The sequence below is a fragment of the Streptomyces sp. NPDC005728 genome (assembly GCF_040630895.1).
Classification (GTDB): domain Bacteria; phylum Actinomycetota; class Actinomycetes; order Streptomycetales; family Streptomycetaceae; genus Streptomyces.
The window spans coordinates 1-18,370 of record NZ_JBEXYL010000066.1; the positions used below are offsets into that span (position 1 = coordinate 1).

The 18,370-nt window shown below is 71.7% G+C and carries 21 protein-coding genes; 5 read left to right on the forward strand and 16 right to left on the reverse strand.

Annotated elements, in window-relative coordinates; all coding sequences use genetic code 11:
• Window positions 1-47: 47 nt before the first annotated feature.
• The 4 genes from ABZ471_RS33230 to ABZ471_RS33245 all read right to left on the reverse strand — a co-directional run bounded on the left by ABZ471_RS33230 (window position 48) and on the right by ABZ471_RS33245 (window position 2,056).
• The gene (locus ABZ471_RS33230) at window positions 48-233 is read right to left on the reverse strand and encodes a hypothetical protein (RefSeq protein ID WP_359071696.1); all 186 of its coding nucleotides are present in this window, start codon (window positions 231-233) and stop codon (window positions 48-50) included.
• A 195-nt stretch (window positions 234-428) separates the two neighbouring features.
• On the reverse strand, window positions 429-1,034 hold the full coding sequence (locus tag ABZ471_RS33235; protein WP_359071697.1) for a hypothetical protein: 606 nt from the start codon (window positions 1,032-1,034) through the stop codon (window positions 429-431).
• A gap of 35 nt (window positions 1,035-1,069) precedes the next feature.
• Window positions 1,070-1,645 carry a GNAT family protein gene (locus ABZ471_RS33240; protein ID WP_359071699.1) on the reverse strand — a complete coding sequence of 192 codons (576 nt, stop codon included), beginning with the start codon at window positions 1,643-1,645 and terminating at the stop codon, window positions 1,070-1,072.
• 96 nt (window positions 1,646-1,741) lie between these two features.
• Complete coding sequence (locus tag ABZ471_RS33245; protein ID WP_359071700.1) at window positions 1,742-2,056, reverse strand: hypothetical protein; 315 nt, start codon at window positions 2,054-2,056, stop codon at window positions 1,742-1,744.
• Between the two features lie 75 nt (window positions 2,057-2,131).
• On the opposite strand from ABZ471_RS33245, the gene ABZ471_RS33250 reads away from it, so the two are divergent.
• Window positions 2,132-2,929 (forward strand): methyltransferase domain-containing protein, encoded by a 798-nt coding sequence (locus tag ABZ471_RS33250; protein ID WP_359071702.1) that lies wholly within the window; start codon window positions 2,132-2,134, stop codon window positions 2,927-2,929.
• Window positions 2,930-2,990: 61 nt separating this feature from the next.
• Here ABZ471_RS33250 and gatB read toward each other — a convergent pair whose 3' ends face one another.
• The 6 genes from gatB to ABZ471_RS33280 all read right to left on the reverse strand — a co-directional run bounded on the left by gatB (window position 2,991) and on the right by ABZ471_RS33280 (window position 7,546).
• Window positions 2,991-4,505 carry an Asp-tRNA(Asn)/Glu-tRNA(Gln) amidotransferase subunit GatB gene (gene gatB, locus ABZ471_RS33255; protein WP_359071704.1) on the reverse strand — a complete coding sequence of 505 codons (1,515 nt, stop codon included), beginning with the start codon at window positions 4,503-4,505 and terminating at the stop codon, window positions 2,991-2,993.
• Between the two features lie 16 nt (window positions 4,506-4,521).
• Complete coding sequence (locus tag ABZ471_RS33260) at window positions 4,522-4,761, reverse strand: hypothetical protein (RefSeq protein ID WP_020942391.1); 240 nt, start codon at window positions 4,759-4,761, stop codon at window positions 4,522-4,524.
• On the reverse strand, window positions 4,758-6,251 hold the full coding sequence (gene gatA / locus ABZ471_RS33265) for an Asp-tRNA(Asn)/Glu-tRNA(Gln) amidotransferase subunit GatA (RefSeq protein ID WP_359071706.1): 1,494 nt from the start codon (window positions 6,249-6,251) through the stop codon (window positions 4,758-4,760). The genes ABZ471_RS33260 and gatA overlap by 4 nt, the downstream gene beginning before the upstream one ends.
• Before the next feature lie 2 nt (window positions 6,252-6,253).
• Complete coding sequence (gene gatC, locus ABZ471_RS33270; RefSeq protein WP_018531282.1) at window positions 6,254-6,550, reverse strand: Asp-tRNA(Asn)/Glu-tRNA(Gln) amidotransferase subunit GatC; 297 nt, start codon at window positions 6,548-6,550, stop codon at window positions 6,254-6,256.
• Window positions 6,551-6,650: 100 nt separating this feature from the next.
• Window positions 6,651-7,142: a cupin domain-containing protein gene (locus ABZ471_RS33275; RefSeq protein ID WP_359071708.1), complete on the reverse strand. Its 492-nt coding sequence runs from the start codon at window positions 7,140-7,142 to the stop codon at window positions 6,651-6,653.
• A 32-nt stretch (window positions 7,143-7,174) separates the two neighbouring features.
• Window positions 7,175-7,546, reverse strand: a complete 372-nt coding sequence (locus ABZ471_RS33280; RefSeq protein WP_359071710.1) for a DUF4267 domain-containing protein — start codon at window positions 7,544-7,546, stop codon at window positions 7,175-7,177.
• An 87-nt stretch (window positions 7,547-7,633) separates the two neighbouring features.
• Here ABZ471_RS33280 and ABZ471_RS33285 point away from each other — a divergent pair, with 87 nt between their 5' ends.
• Window positions 7,634-8,209 (forward strand): TetR/AcrR family transcriptional regulator, encoded by a 576-nt coding sequence (locus ABZ471_RS33285; RefSeq protein WP_359071712.1) that lies wholly within the window; start codon window positions 7,634-7,636, stop codon window positions 8,207-8,209.
• 32 nt (window positions 8,210-8,241) lie between these two features.
• Here ABZ471_RS33285 and ABZ471_RS33290 read toward each other — a convergent pair whose 3' ends face one another.
• The 5 genes from ABZ471_RS33290 to ABZ471_RS33310 form a co-directional block, all read right to left on the reverse strand.
• Window positions 8,242-10,482 (reverse strand): bifunctional diguanylate cyclase/phosphodiesterase, encoded by a 2,241-nt coding sequence (locus ABZ471_RS33290; protein WP_359071714.1) that lies wholly within the window; start codon window positions 10,480-10,482, stop codon window positions 8,242-8,244.
• A 259-nt stretch (window positions 10,483-10,741) separates the two neighbouring features.
• Entirely contained in the window at window positions 10,742-12,940 is a 2,199-nt protein-coding gene (ligA, locus tag ABZ471_RS33295) for an NAD-dependent DNA ligase LigA (protein WP_359071715.1), read from the reverse strand.
• A gap of 15 nt (window positions 12,941-12,955) precedes the next feature.
• Window positions 12,956-13,963 (reverse strand): methionine synthase, encoded by a 1,008-nt coding sequence (locus ABZ471_RS33300; protein ID WP_359071716.1) that lies wholly within the window; start codon window positions 13,961-13,963, stop codon window positions 12,956-12,958.
• A 31-nt stretch (window positions 13,964-13,994) separates the two neighbouring features.
• Window positions 13,995-14,684 carry an SDR family oxidoreductase gene (locus ABZ471_RS33305; protein WP_359071717.1) on the reverse strand — a complete coding sequence of 230 codons (690 nt, stop codon included), beginning with the start codon at window positions 14,682-14,684 and terminating at the stop codon, window positions 13,995-13,997.
• Window positions 14,685-14,700: 16 nt separating this feature from the next.
• The gene (locus ABZ471_RS33310; protein ID WP_359071718.1) at window positions 14,701-15,240 is read right to left on the reverse strand and encodes a TIGR00730 family Rossman fold protein; all 540 of its coding nucleotides are present in this window, start codon (window positions 15,238-15,240) and stop codon (window positions 14,701-14,703) included.
• Between the two features lie 51 nt (window positions 15,241-15,291).
• On the opposite strand from ABZ471_RS33310, the gene ABZ471_RS33315 reads away from it, so the two are divergent.
• Both ABZ471_RS33315 and ABZ471_RS33320 read left to right on the forward strand, forming a co-directional pair.
• Window positions 15,292-15,615 carry a DUF427 domain-containing protein gene (locus ABZ471_RS33315; RefSeq protein ID WP_359071720.1) on the forward strand — a complete coding sequence of 108 codons (324 nt, stop codon included), beginning with the start codon at window positions 15,292-15,294 and terminating at the stop codon, window positions 15,613-15,615.
• A 63-nt stretch (window positions 15,616-15,678) separates the two neighbouring features.
• Window positions 15,679-16,461 (forward strand): alpha/beta hydrolase, encoded by a 783-nt coding sequence (locus tag ABZ471_RS33320; protein WP_359071722.1) that lies wholly within the window; start codon window positions 15,679-15,681, stop codon window positions 16,459-16,461.
• Between the two features lie 46 nt (window positions 16,462-16,507).
• Here the strand turns inward: ABZ471_RS33320 and mnmA are convergent, their stop codons facing one another.
• Window positions 16,508-17,638, reverse strand: a complete 1,131-nt coding sequence (mnmA, locus tag ABZ471_RS33325; protein ID WP_359071724.1) for a tRNA 2-thiouridine(34) synthase MnmA — start codon at window positions 17,636-17,638, stop codon at window positions 16,508-16,510.
• Between the two features lie 60 nt (window positions 17,639-17,698).
• Between mnmA and ABZ471_RS33330 the strand changes: the two genes are divergently transcribed.
• Entirely contained in the window at window positions 17,699-18,361 is a 663-nt protein-coding gene (locus tag ABZ471_RS33330; protein ID WP_359071725.1) for an N-acetylmuramoyl-L-alanine amidase, read from the forward strand.
• Window positions 18,362-18,370: the final 9 nt, after the last annotated feature.

An 18,370-nucleotide genomic window follows, 5' to 3' on the forward strand; every position in this document is an offset into this window, starting at 1 on the left:
GCCGACCCCCGTGCGGCCGCCCTCCGCCCTACCCGCCCTCCCCGCGCTCATGCGGTGCGCGGGAGCCGGTGCCGCCGTGGGCGGTCGGTATGGGACTCGCCACCGGCGGTGCTGTGCAGCGCGGCCCGGCGGGCGTCGCCCCGGGAGCGGCGGACCTCGCGGGCGAGGCGCTCCTGTGCGGCCTGCCGACGCAGCTCGGCGGAACGCAGCCGGTGGAGTTCGAACTCGTACATGCCGTGTCCTTCGGGAGAAGTGGTGTCGTGCATCGCTCTCTGCGATGTCTCCACCTTCGTCTCCCAGGGGGGTGCGCCACATCGGGAGAGTTCCGCATCTTCGCGCGCGGGACCGGCCGTGGATGCGCGTAAGGGGCCTTAGAGGATCCGTAAGGTGCTCACGGATCCTCTAAGGCCCCTGGGACCTGTGGTTCTTCAGCCGGTCGAGGGCAGGGAGAGCAGCGCGTCGGAGTACTTCAGGACGGCCAGGAGCAGGCCGATGACGCCGAGCGAGACGCCCGCCCAGGCGACCGACCTGATCCAGGGGGCCTGCGGGCGGCCGGGGGTGCCGAACGCGGGCCGGGCGAGCACGACCACGCCGGTGATCAGCGCGGCCAGCGCGAACAGGCCGGCCCACAGGGCGGTGGTGTGCCAGGCGTCGCCGTAGACCTCCTTGACCTGCGTGGCGACGCTCGCGGTGGACGAGGTCCGGAGCTGGCCTATGAGGGTCTCCCGGGCGGCGGCGACCGTGCCGATCCAGCCGCCGCTGAGCGAGACCACGCCCAGCGCGGCGGAGACGACGGCACCGGCGCCCTGCCCGACCCCGGTGGCAGCCATCTCCCGGAGCGTCTCCGGCTCCTCCGGCTCCTCCGGCTCCTCGGGCTCTCCTGGCTCCTCGCTCTCGTCGGTCGGCTGCTCGGCGGCGTCGGTGCCCGCTGTGTCGGCTTCCGCCTCGGCCTCGGCTGCCGCCTTGGCTGCCGCCGCCTCCTCCGGTGCCCGCTCGTCGTCGGTCTTGGTGACGTCCTCAGTCTTCGTTGCCATGCCCGGCACCGTACGGACGCTGTCTGAGAGGTCTCTTAATGATCGTTTTCTGCGGTACGCGCGCGTGCGGAACGCCACTCCGGCGCCAGCACCGACCAGATCTCGGTGTCCGTGCGCACACCCCGGTGCGGGTAGTTCTCCCGGAGCACGCCCTCACGGGTCATCCCGAGGCGCCGGGCCACGTTGATGCTCGGCTCGTTGGCCGACGACACCTGCCACTCCACCCGGTGCATGCCACGCTCGTCGAACGCCCATTCCAGCAGCGCCCGCAGGCCTCGCGTGACCAGGCCGCGCCCGGCCGCCGCCGGTTCCAGCCAGCAGCCGGCCTCGCAGACCCCGCTCGGGGTGTCCCACACCCGGAAGAGCAGGCCCCCCACCAGCTTCCCGTCCAGCCACACCCCGTGCAGGCTGCCGGTGTCGGCGGCGCGCTTGTCGGCGTACGACCGCAGGTAGGCGCGGGCGGCGTCCAGGTCGGTCACCACGTCCGGCAGGCCGACGTGCCGGCCGATGAACTCCCGTCCCCGGTCGATGTTGGCGAGGAGTTCCGCCGCGTGCCAGACCTCCAGGGGCCGCAGTTCGGCGCCGTCGTCACCCAGGGACATCGCGTACATCGTGCTGCTGCTCCTCCCGCAGTTCCTCCACCGAGACCCTGCCGAGCCTCTCATGGGCGGCACGGTACTCGGGCGGCTGGATGCCGATGGGGCCATTCAGTCGAACTGGTCTCCGAATGCCATGATCATCGTGCCGGCGATGAGGAGCCACAGAGCCCGTCGGGTACGTCCCCGGGAGCCGAGAAACGCGGCGACGGCGCAGACCGCGGCGCCGAAGCCGTAGGCGGCGGGCACGAGGGCCGGTGCGGAGCCGGTGAGCCGGAGCAGCGCGGCGGCCAGCCCGGCCAGACACAGCAACGCCCCGGTGCCGGACGCGATCCAGCGGGCCCGGCGGGCGTCCGGGACGTGGTCCGCCAGGTCCTCCGCCTCGGATATGACGGGTTCGGTGTCGGAATCGGTACGTCCACTCATGGCGGGCGAGCGTAGCGCGTCCCGCCGGGAAACCCGGTGCGGGGCGGTGCCCTCAGCTGGTACCCATGGTCGCTTGTGACCGAGACAGCGAACACACCGGACGAACTCACCAGCCGCCTCGCCCACCCCCGCTACCCCCGCAGCAGCCGCTACGACGCCCGCTGGACCCTCGAGAACCAGATGGGCCCGCACGCGCTGTGGCTGCTGGAGTGGCTCGCGCCCGCGCTCGGCCTCGAACAGCTGCCGCCCGGCGCACGTGTGCTCGACCTCGGCTGCGGGCGTGCCATGACCTCCGTCTTCCTGGCCAGGGAGTACGGCGTCCAGGTCACCGCCGCCGACCTGTGGGTGAAGCCCGACAAGAACGCCGTGCGCATCGCCGAGGCGGGAGTCTCCGACCGGGTGCTGCCCGTGTCCGCCGAGGCGCACGACCTGCCGTTCGGCGAGGGCAGCTTCGACGCGATCGTCTCCATCGACGCCTACCAGTACTTCGGCACCGGCGACCTGTATCTGCCCACCCTGACGCGGCTGTTGAAGCCCGGCGGGCGGATCGGCGTCGTCGTACCGGCGCTGCGGGAGGAGCCGGCGGGCACCGAGCCGCCGGAGCACCTCAAGCCGTGGTGGGAGCCCGACTTCTGGTGCTTCCACTCCCCCGACTGGTGGCGGCGCCACTGGACGCGCAGCGGGGCCGTGGAGGTCGAGGCGGCCGACTGGCAGCCGGACGGCTGGCGGGACTGGCTGCTGTGGTGCGAGGTGGTCGCCGAGGAGAGTCCCCAGGAGTTCCACCGGCGGATGGCCCGCGAGGTCGGCGACATGGTGCGCGTCGACGAGGGGCGCACGCTGGGCTTCTCGCGGGTCGTGGGCCGCCGTGTCTGATCACAGCCCTGGGGGCCGCATCGCAACCGATGCGGCCCCCAGGGCTTGACGACAGCGGGTCTCAGCCCTCGCTGACACCCAGCTTCTCCAGGATCAGCTCCTTGACGCGTGCCGCGTCGGCCTGACCCCGGGTCGCCTTCATGACCGCGCCGACCAGGGCGCCGGCCGCGGCCACCTTGCCGGCGCGGATCTTGTCCGCGATGCCCGGGTTGCCGGCGATGGCCTCGTCGACCGCCGTGCCCAGCGCCGAGTCGTCGGAGACGACCTTCAAGCCGCGCTTGTCGACGACCTCGTCCGGGGTGCCCTCGCCCGCGAGAACGCCCTCGATGACCTGGCGGGCCAGCTTGTCGTTCAGGTCACCGGAGTTCACCAGCTCGGTGACCCGGGCGACCTGCTGCGGCGTGATGGCCAGCTCGTCCAGCGCCTTGCCCGACTCGTTGGCGCTGCGTGCCAGCTCGCCCATCCACCACTTGCGGGCGGAGGCCGCGTCGGCACCGGCATCGATCGTGGCGACGATCGGGTCCAGCGCGCCGGCGTTGAGGATCGCCTGCATGTCGGTGGCCGAGATGCCCCACTCCGCGAGCAGGCGGGTGCGGCGGGCCAGCGGCATCTCCGGCAGCGCGGCGCGGATCTCCTCGACCCAGTCGCGCGAGGGCGCCACCGGGACGAGGTCGGGCTCCGGGAAGTACCGGTAGTCCTCGGCCTCCTCCTTCACGCGGCCCGAGGTCGTGGACCCCGTGTCCTCGTGGAAGTGGCGGGTCTCCTGGATGATCGTCCCGCCGCTGTTGAGCACGGCCGCGTGCCGCTGGATCTCGAAACGGGCCGCACGCTCCACGGACCGCAGCGAGTTCACGTTCTTCGTCTCGCTCCGCGTGCCGAACTTCTCGCGGCCGTGCGGGCGCAGCGACAGGTTCACGTCGCAGCGCATCTGGCCCATCTCCATACGGGCCTCGGAGACGCCGAGCGCCCGGATGACCTCGCGCAGCTCACGGACGTACGCCTTCGCCACCTCGGGGGCACGGTCGCCCGCACCGACGATCGGCTTGGTGACGATCTCGATGAGCGGGATGCCCGCGCGGTTGTAGTCGAGGAGGGAGTGCTGCGCGCCGTGGATACGGCCCGTGGCACCGCCGACGTGCGTCGACTTACCGGTGTCCTCCTCCATGTGGGCGCGCTCGATCTCCACGCGGAAGGACTCGCCGTCCTCCAGCTGTACGTCGAGGTAGCCGTTGAAGGCGATCGGCTCGTCGTACTGGGAGGTCTGGAAGTTCTTCGGCATGTCCGGATAGAAGTAGTTCTTCCGGGCGAAGCGGCACCACTCGGCGATCTCGCAGTTCAGCGCGAGACCGATCTTGATCGCGGACTCGACTCCGGTCGCGTTGACGACCGGGAGCGCGCCCGGCAGGCCGAGGCAGGTCGGGCAGGTCTGCGAGTTGGGCTCGGCGCCCAGCTCCGTGGAACACCCGCAGAACATCTTGGTCTTGGTGCCGAGTTCGACATGGACCTCGAGGCCCATGACGGGGTCGTACGACGCCAGTGCGTCCTCGTACGACACCAGGTCGGTCGTGGTGGTCACGGTGAAAACTTCCCTCTCAGCCCAGCAGGACGTCGTCGTCGCCCAGCCGCTTCAGCTCGCGGTAGAGGATGGCGAGGCCGGTGACGATCGCGACGGCGGACACGGTGGCGTCGATCAGCCGCAGCGTGTCGTGCTCGGCGCGCGCCTTCTTGATCTGCTTGGCCACACCGAACGCGCCGAACGCGGTCCCGGCCATCGACAGGTACGTGCCGGACTTCGACTTCTTGAAGCCCTTGGCCTTGTTCAGTGCACTCACAGCGACGGAGCCTCCTCGAGGAGCGGGTGCCCCCACTTTTCCACGAAGGCGGCCTCGACGGCGGCGCCGACCTTGTACAGCCGGTCGTCCTTGAGTGCCGGGGCGATGATCTGCAGGCCGACCGGGAGGTTGTCCTCCGGGGCGAGGCCGCAGGGCAGCGACATGGCCGCGTTGCCCGCCAGGTTGGTCGGGATGGTGCACAGGTCGGCCAGGTACATCGCCATCGGGTCGTCGGCGCGCTCGCCGATCGCGAAGGCGGTGGTCGGGGTCGTCGGGGAGACGATCACGTCGACCTGCTCGAAGGCCTTCTCGAAGTCGCGCGTGATGAGCGTGCGGACCTTCTGCGCGGAGCCGTAGTAGGCGTCGTAGTAGCCGCTCGACAGGGCGTAGGTGCCGAGCATGATGCGGCGCTTGACCTCGGGGCCGAAGCCCGCCTCACGGGTGAAGGAGGTGACCTCCTCGGCGGAGTGCGCGCCGTCGTCGCCGGTCCGCAGGCCGTAGCGCAGGCCGTCGAAGCGGGCGAGGTTGGACGAGCACTCGGACGGGGCGATCAGGTAGTACGCCGACAGCGCGAGGTCGAAGGACGGGCAGTCCAGCTCGACGATCTCGGCGCCCAGCCCCTTCAGCAGCTCGACGGACTCGTCGAAGCGCTGGATGACGCCGGCCTGGTAGCCCTCGCCGCGGAACTGCTTGACCACGCCGACCCGCATGCCCTCGACGCTGCCGTTGCGCGCGGCCTCGACCACCGGCGGGACCGGGGCGTCGATGGAGGTGGAGTCGAGCGGGTCGTGCCCGGCGATGACCTCGTGCAGGAGGGCCGCGTCCAGGACCGTACGGGCGCAGGGGCCGCCCTGGTCGAGGGAGGACGAGAACGCCACCATGCCGAAGCGGGAGACCGCGCCGTACGTCGGCTTCACGCCGACCGTGCCGGTGACGGCGGCCGGCTGGCGGATGGAACCGCCGGTGTCGGTGCCGATGGCCAGCGGGGCCTGGAAGGAGGCGAGAGCGGCGCTGGAACCGCCGCCGGAGCCGCCGGGGATCTTGGTGAGGTCCCAGGGGTTGCCGGTCGGGCCGTAGGCGCTGTTCTCGGTGGATGACCCCATGGCGAACTCGTCCATGTTGGTCTTGCCGAGGATGACGACGTCGGCGGCCTTGAGCCGCTTGGTGAGCGTCGCGTCGTACGGCGGGATCCAGCCCTCGAGGATCTTCGAACCGACGGTCGTGGGCACGCCCTCGGTGGTGAAGATGTCCTTGAGCGCGAGCGGGACGCCGGCCAGCGGGCCGAGCTTCTCGCCGCGGGCCCGCTTCTCGTCCACGGCACGGGCCTGGGCGAGGGCGCCCTCGCGGTCGACGTGCAGGAAGGCGTGCACCTTCTCGTCGACGGCCTCGATCCGGGCGAGATGGGCCTCGGTGACCTCGACGGCCGTCAGCTCGCCGGAGGCGATCTTCTCGGCGGTCTCGGCGGCCGTGAGCTTGATGATGTCCGTCATGGTCAGTCCTCCCCCAGGATCTGCGGCACCTTGAAACGCTGCTGCTCCTGGGCCGGGGCGCCGGAGAGCGCCTGCTCGGGGGTGAGCGAGGGACGGACCTCGTCCGCGCGCATGACGTTCGTCAGCGGCAGCGGGTGGGAGGTCGGCGGTACGTCTTGGTCGGCGACCTCGCTGACGCGGGCGACCGCGCCGATGATGTCGTCCAGCTGTCCCGCGAAGTGGTCGAGTTCTTCGGGCTTCAGCTCCAGACGCGCCAGCCGGGCGAGGTGGGCGACCTCCTCGCGCGTGATGCCAGGCATGCAGCGATCCTCTGGGGTGAGTGCGTGTGGTTTGGGCTCAATCCTATGGGGCGGGCCCCGGTGCACGTGAAACGGTTTGCCGGGGCCCCGTCCCATGAGGTCAGCGGCGCCCGTCCCAGGCCACGCTCTGGAGGTAGTGATTGTCGTACAGCTCCTGCGCTTCGAGGAGGCTCTCCAGGGTCGCCTCGCCGAGGCGCAGGCGCTGGAGGTGGCGGAAGTACTCGAAGCGTTCCACGCCCGGGGTGATGACGATCAGGATGTCCGCAGCGCTCCCGGGGACGGCGGCGAAGGCGTGCGGTTTGCCGGGCGGGACGATGACCAGGTCGCCGCGCTCGGCGGTGACGATGTCGTCGCCGGAGAGCAGCTCGGCGGCGCCGTCGAGCATGTAGAACATCTCGGCGGAGTTGTTGTGCAGGTGCGGCCTGGCGCCGTCGGCGCCCTCCCCGAGGGTGACGCGCACGGTGGACAGCGCGCCGCCGCTGGCGCTGCTGTCGGCCAGCAGCTTGACCCCGACCGGGGCACCGCCGACCACCTCGGCCTCGGCGTCCCGCACGATCACGGAATCATCGAACTTCGGTACGAACAACGACATTTCCGAACCCCCTGTTGATGACGTGGACGTCCTCAGACCGCGAAGAGCAGTCCGGCACTGATGAGGACAACGATCGCGGTGGCGAAGTGGATCCCGAAGGCGACTGCCTTCGCACCGCCGTTGCGCAGGACTATCAGCGTGTCGCCGAGCGGGACAAGGGCCACGCAGACCATGAACCAGGCCTCGGCCTGCGCGCCGACGAAGCCCAGCAGGGCCAGACCCAGGAGGCCGAAGGTGCCGTCCCGGAAGCCCTTGATCGAGAGGTAGGCGCCGGCATCGCCGTCCGGCCGGGCGGGGACGCCGTAGCCGGTCGCGGCGGAGGCGGGCTGGAACAGGAACCGGTACCCGAGGAACACGCAGAACAGGTCGAGTACGACGGCCAGGGTGTACGCGGTGACGGTCACGTCTCTTCTCCTTGCTAGCGGCGCTAGGGACAAGAGTGAAGCTAGCAGAGCTTCGACAGAAATGCTAGCGATGCTAGAATCACGGCCATGACGATCCGGACGCGCCGGGAGCGCGAACGAGCTGAACGCGAGCAGCTGATCGTGACGGCCGCGCGGGAGCTGGCCGAGGCGGAGGGCTGGGACGCGGTGACCACGCGCCGGCTGGCCGCCGAGATCGAGTACAGCCAGCCGGTCCTCTACAGCCACTTCAAGGGCAAGGACGCGATCATGGCGGAGGTCGCTGTGCAGGGCTGCGCGGACCTGGCGGCGGAGCTGCGGGCCGCGCGCGCGAAGGCGCGGGGTGTGCGGGAGTCACTGGCGGTGGCGGAGACGTACACGTCCTTCGCGCGGCGCCGACCTACCGTCTACGACGCGATGTTCACCCACCTGGTGGACCTGCCGTTCGCCACGGCCGAGGCCCCGGCCCCCCTGCGCGAGGCCTTCGGCGAGCTGCTCCACGCGATGGAACCGATCACGGCCGAGGGCGACGGCCCCGGCCTCCTGACGGAGACGTTCTGGGCGAGCCTGCACGGCCTGGCGACGCTGATGCGCAGCGGACGGCTGCCGGCGGAGGCGCACGAGAGGCGGTTGGCGCTGCTGATCGGCCACTTCGCGGGCAGTTGAAGGCAGCTGGACGAGCCGGCGGGGTGGGAAGACTACTCGGCGGCCGGCAGCGCGGCGCGCGGTCGCTGCCACCCACGGGACCCCCGCGCCCGCAGCCACGCCGTCGTCTCCTCGGGCGGCATCGCCGCGGCGACCAGCCACCCCTGCACCGCGTCACAGCCGAGGTCCCGCAGCCGCTCCCAGGTCTCGTCGTCCTCCACGCCCTCGGCGACGACCAGCAGCCCCAGCGAGTGCGCCAGGTCGACCGTGCAGCGCACGATCTCCGCGTCCTCGTTGTCCACGGCCAGCCGGGCCACGAAGGACCGGTCGATCTTCAGCTCGCTCACCGGCAGCCGGCGCAGATGCACCAGCGAGGAGTACCCGGTGCCGAAATCGTCCAGGGACATCTTCACGCCGTGCCCGGTGAGCCCGGCGAGGGTGTCGGCGGCCCGCTGCGGGTCCTCCAGCAGCACGTGCTCGGTTATCTCCAGCTGGAGCGCTCCCGCGGGCACTCCGTGCCGGGCCAGCCGGGCGGCGACGGAGCCCGCGAAGCCGGGCGTGTGGACGTCGCGCGGGGAGACGTTCACGGCCACCGGAACCCTGAGCCCCTGGGCCCGCCACTTGGCGACCTGCGCGAGCGCGGTCTCCAGCACGTACTCCGTGAGATGGGGCATCAGCCCCGAGGACTCGGCTATCGCTATGAACTCGTCGGGCGGAACCTTCCCTCGCTCGGCATGCACCCACCGCACCAGCGCCTCGAGGCCGACGACCTGTCCGTCGAAGCGGACCTTCGGCTGGTAGTGCAGCTGCACCTCCTGCGCGTCCAGCGCCCGGCGCAGATCGCCCAGCAGGCCGAGGCGGTCCGGGGTGTTGGAGTCTCGCTTGGACTCGTAGACCTCGACGCCCGTACGGTCCCGCTTCGCCTGGTACATCGCCACGTCGGCGCGCCGCAGCAGCCCCTCGGCGTCCAGGGCGTGGTCCGGGAAGACGGCGACGCCCGCGCTGGCCTCCAGGACGAGGGTGAGTCCGTCGAGGTCGAGCGGGGAGCTGAGGGCGGCGACCAGGCCGCGGGCGACCCGCGTGGCCGACGTGGTGGAGTCGGCGACGGGCAGTAAGACGGCGAACTCGTCACCGCCGAGCCGGGCGGCCTCCGCGCCGCGCGGCAGGGCGACCCTGAGCCGGTCGGCTATCTGCAGCAGCAGCCGGTCACCGGCGAGATGACCGAGGGTGTCGTTCACCGACCGGAAACGGTCGAGGTCGATCAGCATGAGGGCGGCGCGCGCCCCGATGCGTTCGGCGTCGTCGAGAGCGGTCCAGATGCGCTCCAGCAGCCACTGCCGGTTGGGCAGTCCGGTCAGCGGGTCGCGCAGCTGCTCCTCGGCGCGGGCCCGGGCCATCCACAGGGTGGAGTCGAGGGCGACCAGGGGAATCGCGAACAGCGGCAGCAGGATCGGCTGGGCGTCGGCGACCACGCACACCAGCGGGGCGATGCCGAGCAGCGCGACGGCGACCAGACCCTGTCTGACCAGGGCGGTGCGGGCGACGGTGGGCAGCCCGCCGCCGCGCGGTGCGTGCAGGTACCACAACAGGCCGCGGCTGACCGCGAGGTAGGCGGCGGCGACGAGCACCACCTCGGGTGCGGTGGTGAGGCTCCAGCTGTCGGGGCTCCAGGGCTCCTCGACGGTCGGCACCCGCCCGAAGGAGGCGAGGACCAGAGCGCCGGCGCTGATCCCGAGGATGTCCACCGCGCCGTGCAGCACGCCCTGCCTCCAGCGGTGCCGCCTGGCTATGCCCACCAGGACGACGACAGTCAGGCTCACCAGTCCGGCGGGCACCCAGCCGTACAGCAGCAGGACGGCGAGGGTGAGGGCCGCGCCGGAGCCGGTGCCTCCCCACCAGCGGGCGCGGCCGAGCATCACGAGGTGGCCGACGATGACGCCGGTGAGCACGGCCAGCGACCAGCCGAGCGTGCCGCCCGGGAAGAGGGCGTGGTTGCCGCTGAAAGCGCGGTAGAAGCCCGCTCCCAGTGCGAAACCGGCGGCCGCGACGAGGGCGGCGGGCATCGCGGGCCAGGACACGTGCTGTTCGGGGTCGGTGCCGGGCAGCTCCGGCGGGCACTCGATCGCCAGGGGGATCGGCGTCTGGGCCTCGGCGGGGGTGCCCGGTGCGGCCGGGTGCACCCGCACGCCGGGGCGGTCGGTGCTGCGCCCGGTCCACCGGCTTCCCCGCCACGCGCCCGCGCGGCGGCGCAGGCGCAGCCGTGAGTCCGGGGCGGCGCTCTCGGTCGGTTCCATTCCCGTCCCTCTCACAGCCGGCGGTGCCCACGCCACGCGGTCCGATGCCCGACAACCATCAGCGGCTCCGCGCCGAAGAAACCTTCCCCGCGCCCTGAACAGGCAGGGGGATGCCCCAACCGCAGCTGGGCACGGCAGGTGCACACCTCAACAGTAGGCCGCAGAAGGCTTCCTCGGGCAGCGGTCGTCGACGGTTGCCCGAATGCGCCCGGGCCACCCGTATGCAACTGATATGCGCCGAACGGGTGGCCTTCAACCGCTACTCCCCGGTCGGAAGCGCGACTTCGGCCGCCGCCTCGGGGCCCTGCTCCAAGAGGACGCCGAAACCGTCCTCGTTCAGAACGGGAACCTTGAGCTGCATCGCCTTGTCGTACTTCGATCCGGGGTTGTCACCCACGACCACGAACGAGGTCTTCTTCGAAACCGAACCGGTCACCTTCGCGCCACGGCTCTGCAGCTCCTCCTTGGCGCCGTCGCGGGTGAAGTTCTCCAGCGTGCCGGTCACGACGACGGTGAGACCCTCCAGCGGGCGCGGCCCCTCGTCCTCCCCGGAGGACTCGTCCTCCAGCGGGACGCCGGCTGCCTTCCACTTGCGGACGATCTCGCGGTGCCAGTCCTCGGCGAACCACTCCTTGAGGGCGGCGGCGATGATGGACCCCACGCCGTCGATGTTCGCCAGCTCCTCCTCGGTGGCCTGTTCGATGCGGTCGATCGAGCGGAACTCGCGCGCGAGGGCCTGCGCGGCCACCGGTCCGACGTGCCGGATGGACAGCCCGTTGAGGAACCGCGCGAGCGGGCGCTGCTTGGCTGCCTCGATGTTCTCCAGCAGGGCGAGGGTGTTCTTCTTCGGCTCACCCTTCTGGTTGGCGAAGACCGTGACGACCTTCTCCTCGCCGGTCTTGGGGTCCCGCTTGGGCAGGCCGCTGTCCGGGTCCAGGACATGGGCCTTGATGGGCAGCAGCTTCTCCACCGTCAGGTCGAACAGGTCGCCCTCGTCCACCAGCGGCGGGTCGGTCGGCTCCAGGGGGCGGGTGAGCGCGGCGGCGGCGACCGCGCCGAAGTTCTCGATGTCCAGGCACTCGCGGCCCGCGAGGTAGGAGACCCGCTCGCGCAACTGGGCCGGGCAGGTACGCGCGTTGGGGCAGCGGAGGTCGATGTCGCCCTCCTTCATGGGCCGCAGGGGCGTCCCGCACTCGGGGCACTCGCTCGGCATCACGAACTCCCGCTCGGCGCCGTCCCGCAGGTCCACCACCGGGCCGAGGATCTCCGGGATGACATCGCCGGCCTTGCGGATCACCACGGTGTCGCCGATGAGCACGCCCTTGGCCTTGACGACCTCCTGGTTGTGCAGGGTGGCGAACTCGACCTCGCTGCCTGCGACCGTGACCGGCTCGACCTGCGCGTACGGCGTGACCCGGCCGGTGCGGCCGACGCCCACCTTGATGTCGACGAGCTTGGTGTTGACCTCTTCCGGCGCGTACTTGTACGCGATCGCCCAGCGTGGGGCGCGCGCGGTGGAGCCGAGGCGGCCCTGGAGGCGGATCTCGTCCAGCTTGACGACGGCGCCGTCGATCTCGTGCTCCACGGAGTGGCGGTTCTCGCCGTCGTAGTGGGCGATGAACTCCCGTACGCCGTCGAGGTCGTCGACCACCCGGTTGTGCGTGGAGGTGGGCAGGCCCCAGGTCTTCAGCAGGTCGTAGGCCTGGGAGAGGCGGGTCATGCCCGTGAAGCCCTGCAGGGCGCCGATGCCGTGGACGACCATGTGCAGCGGGCGGGTGGCGGTGACCCGCGGGTCCTTCTGGCGGAGCGAACCGGCGGCGGCGTTACGGGGGTTGGCGAAGGGCTTGTCGCCGGCCGCGACCAGGCGTGCGTTCAGCTCCTCGAACTTCTCCATCGGGAAGTAGACCTCGCCGCGGATCTCCACGAGGTCGGGGACGTCGTCGCCCTTGAGGCGGTCCGGGATCTCCGCGATCGTGCGGACGTTCGGAGTGATGTCCTCTCCGGTGCGGCCGTCGCCGCGGGTGGCCGCACGCGTGAGACGGCCGTGTTCGTAGGTGAGGTTGACGGCGAGGCCGTCGACCTTCAGCTCGCACAGGAAGTGGTACTCCTGGTCGCCCAGTTCGCGCGCGATGCGGTCGGCCCAGGCGGCCAGTTCCTCGTCGTTGAAGGTGTTGTCGAGGGAGAGCATGCGCTGGCGGTGCTCGACCGCCGAGAACTCCGTCTCGTACGACCCCGCGACCTTCTGGGTCGGTGAGTCCGGCGTGCGCAGCTCCGGATACTGCTCCTCCAGCGCTTCCAGAGTCTTCAGAAGCCCGTCGAACTCCGCGTCGCTGACGACGGGAGCATCCTTCACGTAGTACCGGAAGCGGTGCTCCTCGACCTGCTCCGCGAGCTGGGCGTGCTTGTCGCGGGCCTCGGCGGGCACCGCCGTCGTCTCCGCTTGCTTGTCGCCGGCCACCGTGTTGTCCTCCCGTTACTCTGGGTTGTCCGCGAGTGATCTCGCCGCCCGGACGCAGTGGGCGAGCACCTGGCGTGCGTAGGCGGGGGAAGCGCCCGCGAGACCGCACGCCGGGGTGACCGTGACCGCCTCCGCGAGCAGCCCGGGATGCAGCCCCAGCCTGCGCCACAGCGTCCTGACACCCATGACGCTACCGGCAGGGTCTGACAATGGGCCGTCCGTGCCCGGCACGACACCGGCGAACAGCCGGGTGCCGCCTTCCACGGCCTCGCCGATGATGTCGTCGTCACGCTCGGTGAGAAGCGAGAAGTCGAAGGAGACGGCGGTCGCGCCCGCCCGGCGCAGCAGGGCGAACGGGACGTCGGGTGCACAGGAGTGGACGACGACGGGTCCGCCGCCGTGCACCCCGGCGACGTCCCGCAGGACGGCCTCCACGAGCTGCCGGTCCACGGCCCGGTGCGTGCGGTAGCCGCTGGCCGTGCGGACCTGTCCGCGCAGTACGGCGGTGAGGGAGGGCTCGTCGAGCTGGAGGACGAGCCGGGCACCGGGGATCCGCCGCCGCACCTCGGCGAGGTGCAGCCGCAGCCCCTCGGTGAGGGAGCCGACGAGGTCACGGCAGGCGCCGAGGTCGGAGAGGGCGGCCTCGCCGTTCTTCAGCTCCAGGGCGGCGGCCAGCGTCCAGGGCCCGACCGCCTGCACCTTGAGGTCGCCCTCGTAGCCCTGGGTGAACTCCTCCAGGGCGTCCAGGTCCTCCCCCAGCCAGGACCGGGCACGCCTGGTGTCCCGGCCCGGCCGGTCGCCGATCCGCCAGCCGCTGGGCTCCACGCGCGCGTACAGCTCGACCAGCATCCCCGCGGTCCGCCCGATCATGTCGGCCCCGGGGCCGCGGGCGGGCAGCTCGGGCAGGAACGGAAAGTCCTCGAAGCTGCCGGTGACGGTCTTGGCGGCCTCCCTGGCATCCCCGCCGGGCATGGACCCGACCCCAGTGGCCCCACCGAACCTGAACACGCTGTTTTCGCTCACCAGGGCAGCCTACGGAACCCTTCGGGCGAGGTCAGCGCCCCGGCCGCACCGTCAGGTCGTTGACCTCCGCGTCCCTCGGGAGGTCCAGGGACATCAGGACGGTCGTCGCCACCGACTCGGGGTCGATCCACTTGCCCGGGTCGTAGTCCTTGCCCTCCTGCTGGTGGACCTTGGCCTGCATGGGGCTGGCCGTGCGGCCGGGGTAGACCGAGGTGACGCGGACGCCGTTGCCGTGCTCCTCCTGGCGCAGGGAGTCGGCCAGGGCCTTCAGACCGTGCTTGGAGGCGGCGTACGCGGACCAGCCGGCGTGTGCGGTGAGCCCGGCGCCGGAGTTGACGAAGATCACGTGGCCCCGGGTGGTGCGGAGCTGGGGCAGGAAGTGCCGGGTCAGCTCGGCGGGGGCGATCAGGTTGACGTTGAGCTGGTGGCGCCAGGACTTCGGGGTCAGCTCGCCGACCTCGCCGAGGTCCACGACACCGGCGATGTGCAGGAGCGAGTCGACCCGGTCCGGGAGCGTCTGGTGGGAGAAGGCCCAGGAGAGCTTGTCGGGATCGGCCAGGTCGCCCACCAGGGTGCGCGCCCCGGGGAACTCGGCGGCAAGCTCCTTCGCGCGGCCCGCATCGCGCGCGTGCAGGACGAGTTCGTCCCCGCGCGCGTGCAGACGGCGGGCGACGGCCGCGCCGATGCCGGATCCGGCCCCGGTGATCACATGAGTAGCCATGCCCGCCATGCTCGCATCAGCGGGTGCCCACGGACTCCTCCAGGTAGGCCAGTGCGCCTACGGGCTCCTCCGCGAAGAAGACCAGCTCGGACAGCGGGCGGGGCAGGAAGCCCTCGTCCTCCATGCGGCGGAACTGCTCCTTGAGGCCGTCGTAGAAGCCGGCCGTGTTCAGCAGCACCACCGGCTTGTCGGTCCGGCCGTGCTTCTTCAGTTCCAGGATCTCGGTGGCCTCGTCGAGCGTCCCGGTCCCGCCCACCATGATCACCACCGCGTCGGCCTTCTCCAGCAACAGCCGCTTGCGCTCGGCGAGGTCGGCCGCGATGACCATCTCGTCCGCGCCGGGCCGCGCCTTCGCCGACAGGAAGCCGACCGAGACGCCGAGCAGCCTGCCGCCCGCCTCCTGGACCCCGTCGGCGACGACCTTCATCAGTCCGACGTCGGAACCGCCCCACACCAGCGTGTGCCCGCCCTTGCCGAGCAGCTCCGCGAACTCGTGCGCGGGACGCGTGTAGCGCTCGTCGAGATCGGCCGCGGAGAGGAAGACGCAGATATTCATGTCCCCCACCGTACGCGGGAAGAAGTCCGGGCCCGCCTGCGCTGTTCCGACATGGCCCACGGACACACCATCACCATCGAGAAGAGCGAGCGGCACGTGCGCGTGGTGCGCGGCGACCAGGTGCTCGCGGAGACCGACCGCCCCCTCGTCCTGCGCGAGACGGGCTGTCCGGTGCGCTACTACATACCCCCGGAGGACGTCCGCCTGGAACTGCTCACCCCCTCCGACACCCACACCGTCTGCCCGTTCAAGGGCACCGCGTCCTACTGGTCGCTGCCGGACGCGCCCGACCTGGTGTGGGCGTACCCGGACCCGAAGCCGGGCGTGGCGGAGATCAGGGACCACCTCTGCTTCTACGAGGTCGAAGTGTCGTGACCTTCGACGGCGCCGACGTGTCGCCGCCGATGAGTCGCCCGGCGTGCGGCAGTCTGCACCGCCATGGACAAGAAGACGACTTCCCGCGACGGCACCTCCCTCGCGTACGGAGTGATCGGCCAGGGGCCGACGGTGATCCTGGTGAGCGGCGCGATGTCCACCGGCGGCACCGTGTTGCCCCTGGCGCACCGGCTCGCGGACCGCTGCACGGCCGTCGTCTACGACCGCCGGGGCCGCGGCGAGAGCGGTGACACGGCGCCCTACGCGGTGGCGCGCGAGGTCGAGGACCTGGCGGCGCTGATCGACGCGGTGGGCGGAGCGGCGGCGCTGTTCGGCGTCTCCTCGGGCGGTGCGCTGGTGCTGGAGGCGGCGGCGAGCGGCCTGCCGGTGCGTCAGGCCGCCGTGTACGAGGTGCCGTTCGCGGACTTCCGGGCGGGCGGTGCCGAGCAGATGACGGAGTACACCGCGAACCTCGACGAGGCGCTCGCCGACGGCCGGCGCGGGGACGCCGTGCAGCTGTTCCTGCGGCTGACGGGCCTGGCCGAGGAGATGATCCAGGGCGCCCGCCAGTCCCCCATGTGGGCCGGCATGGAAGCCGTCGCGCCGAGCCTGGCGTACGACAATGCGGTCATGGGCGGCGGCCTGCTGCCCCGGGAGCGGCTGGCCGCGATCTCCGTGCCCGTGCTGTCCGTCGCGGGCGGGGCGAGCCCGCAGTGGCTGCGCGAGGCGGGCCGGGCGGTCGCGGAGGCGGCGCCGCAGGGCACGTACAGCGTCCTGGAGGGCCAGACGCACATGGTGGAGCCGGACGTGCTGGGGCCGGTGCTGGCGGAGTTCCTGGCCGGCTGAGCAGGCCTCCGGCAGCGGTAGCGGCCCCGGTCTCCGCCGCGGGTGGTTACAGCGCCGCTGCCGTCGCGCGCGTGGTCGACGCGATCGTGGCCGAGCCGACCACGCGCGTGCCGTCGTACAGCACGATCGCCTGGCCCGGGGCGACGCCGCGGACCGGCTCGGTGAAGCGGACGCGCAGTTCGCCGTCGACCGGTTCCGCGGTGACCTCGGTCTCGCCGCCGTGGGCGCGGAGCTGGGCGGTGTAGGTGCCGGGGCCGGCCGGGGCGGTGCCGCACCAGCGCGGCTTGATCGCGGTCAGCGCGGTGACGTCCAGGGCGGCGGCCGGGCCGACGGTCACCGTGTTGGTGACCGGGGAGATGTCGAGGACGTAGCGCGGCTTGCCGTCGGCGGCGGGGGTGCCGATGCGCAGGCCCTTGCGCTGGCCGATGGTGAAGCCGTACGCACCCTCGTGCGTGCCCACCCTGGCGCCGGACTCGTCGACGATGTCGCCCTCCGCCTTGCCGAGCCGCTGGGCAAGGAAGCCCTGGGTGTCGCCGTCGGCGATGAAGCAGATGTCGTGCGAGTCGGGCTTCTTGGCGACGGCCAGACCCCGGCGCTCGGCCTCCGCGCGGATCTCCTCCTTGGTGGTGACCGTGTCGCCGAGCGGGAACATCGCGTGGGCGAGCTGCCTGTCGTCCAGGACCCCGAGCACGTACGACTGGTCCTTGGCCATGTCGGAGGCGCGGTGCAGCTCGCGGGAGCCGTCCTCGGCCACGATCACCTTCGCGTAGTGACCGGTGCAGACGGCGTCGAAGCCGAGGGCCAGCGCCTTGTCCAGCAGCGCGGCGAACTTGATCTTCTCGTTGCAGCGCAGGCACGGGTTGGGGGTGCGGCCTGCCTCGTACTCGGCGACGAAGTCCTCGACGACGTCCTCGCGGAAACGGTCCGCGAGGTCCCACACGTAGAACGGGATGCCGATGACGTCGGCCGCGCGGCGGGCGTCGCGCGAGTCCTCGATGGTGCAACAGCCCCGCGCGCCGGTGCGGAAGGACTGGGGGTTCGCGGAGAGCGCGAGATGGACGCCGGTGACGTCGTGGCCGGCTTCCGCGGCGCGCGCGGCGGCGACGGCGGAGTCCACTCCGCCGGACATGGCGGCGAGGACGCGGAGGGGGCGGGGGCGCTGCGGGGTGTCAGTCATAGCCCTTCCAGAGTACGGGGGCGCGGGAACCCGGGCTGCGGGATATCCGTTGACGATCACATGGGGGCGACGAAGGGGACGACAGCGGGCGACGGGGACCGGCGGCTGGGGCGGCGGGCCCTGCTCGTCGGCGGGGCCGCGGCCGCGGTGGGCACGGCCGCGCTGGCCCGCGAGGAGCTGTCCCATCTGTGGTGGCGGCTGCCCGGGGTGGAGAAGCCGCGGGTGGCGGGGGCCGTCGACCTCCGCGGCGCGCGCTGGGTGGCGGCCTCCCCGGCGAACTACCGGCGCGCGGACCGGCCGGACGACTATCGCGTCGACCGGGTCGTCATCCACGTCACGCAGGGCGGCTACGACTCGGCGGTGAAGGTCTTCCAGGACCCGGCGCACGGCGCCGCGGCGCACTACATCGTGCGCAAGGACGGCCGGGTCACCCAGCTGATCCGCGAGCTGGACGTGGCCTTCCACGCGGGCAACCGGGAGTACAACGAGCGCAGCGTCGGCATCGAGCACGAGGGCTTCGTGGAGGACGCCTCCTCCTTCACGGACGCGATGTACGCGGCCTCGGCACGGCTGACGGCCGCGATATGCAGGCACTACGGCATACCCGCCGACCGGGAGCACGTCATCGGGCACGTGCAGGTGCCGGGCACGGATCACACGGACCCCGGGCGGCACTGGGACTGGGACCGCTACATGGAACGGGTGCGGCGGGCCGGAGGCTGAGGCGCCGCA

What these genes read in the sequence shown, in the direction of transcription:
- ABZ471_RS33230 (WP_359071696.1), bottom strand. Translation starts at nt 233, where the DNA reads ATGTACGAGTTCGAACTCCACCGGCTGCGTTCCGCCGAGCTGCGTCGG.
- ABZ471_RS33235 (WP_359071697.1), bottom strand. Translation starts at nt 1,034, where the DNA reads ATGGCAACGAAGACTGAGGACGTCACCAAGACCGACGACGAGCGGGCA.
- ABZ471_RS33240 (WP_359071699.1), bottom strand. Translation starts at nt 1,645, where the DNA reads ATGTACGCGATGTCCCTGGGTGACGACGGCGCCGAACTGCGGCCCCTG.
- ABZ471_RS33245 (WP_359071700.1), bottom strand. Translation starts at nt 2,056, where the DNA reads ATGAGTGGACGTACCGATTCCGACACCGAACCCGTCATATCCGAGGCG.
- gatA (WP_359071706.1), bottom strand. Translation starts at nt 6,251, where the DNA reads ATGACGGACATCATCAAGCTCACGGCCGCCGAGACCGCCGAGAAGATC.
- gatC (WP_018531282.1), bottom strand. Translation starts at nt 6,550, where the DNA reads ATGCCTGGCATCACGCGCGAGGAGGTCGCCCACCTCGCCCGGCTGGCG.
- ABZ471_RS33275 (WP_359071708.1), bottom strand. Translation starts at nt 7,142, where the DNA reads ATGTCGTTGTTCGTACCGAAGTTCGATGATTCCGTGATCGTGCGGGAC.
- ABZ471_RS33285 (WP_359071712.1), top strand. Translation starts at nt 7,634, where the DNA reads ATGACGATCCGGACGCGCCGGGAGCGCGAACGAGCTGAACGCGAGCAG.
- ABZ471_RS33290 (WP_359071714.1), bottom strand. Translation starts at nt 10,482, where the DNA reads ATGGAACCGACCGAGAGCGCCGCCCCGGACTCACGGCTGCGCCTGCGC.
- ABZ471_RS33305 (WP_359071717.1), bottom strand. Translation starts at nt 14,684, where the DNA reads ATGGCTACTCATGTGATCACCGGGGCCGGATCCGGCATCGGCGCGGCC.
- ABZ471_RS33310 (WP_359071718.1), bottom strand. Translation starts at nt 15,240, where the DNA reads ATGAATATCTGCGTCTTCCTCTCCGCGGCCGATCTCGACGAGCGCTAC.
- ABZ471_RS33315 (WP_359071720.1), top strand. Translation starts at nt 15,292, where the DNA reads ATGGCCCACGGACACACCATCACCATCGAGAAGAGCGAGCGGCACGTG.
- ABZ471_RS33320 (WP_359071722.1), top strand. Translation starts at nt 15,679, where the DNA reads ATGGACAAGAAGACGACTTCCCGCGACGGCACCTCCCTCGCGTACGGA.
- mnmA (WP_359071724.1), bottom strand. Translation starts at nt 17,638, where the DNA reads ATGACTGACACCCCGCAGCGCCCCCGCCCCCTCCGCGTCCTCGCCGCC.
- ABZ471_RS33330 (WP_359071725.1), top strand. Translation starts at nt 17,699, where the DNA reads ATGGGGGCGACGAAGGGGACGACAGCGGGCGACGGGGACCGGCGGCTG.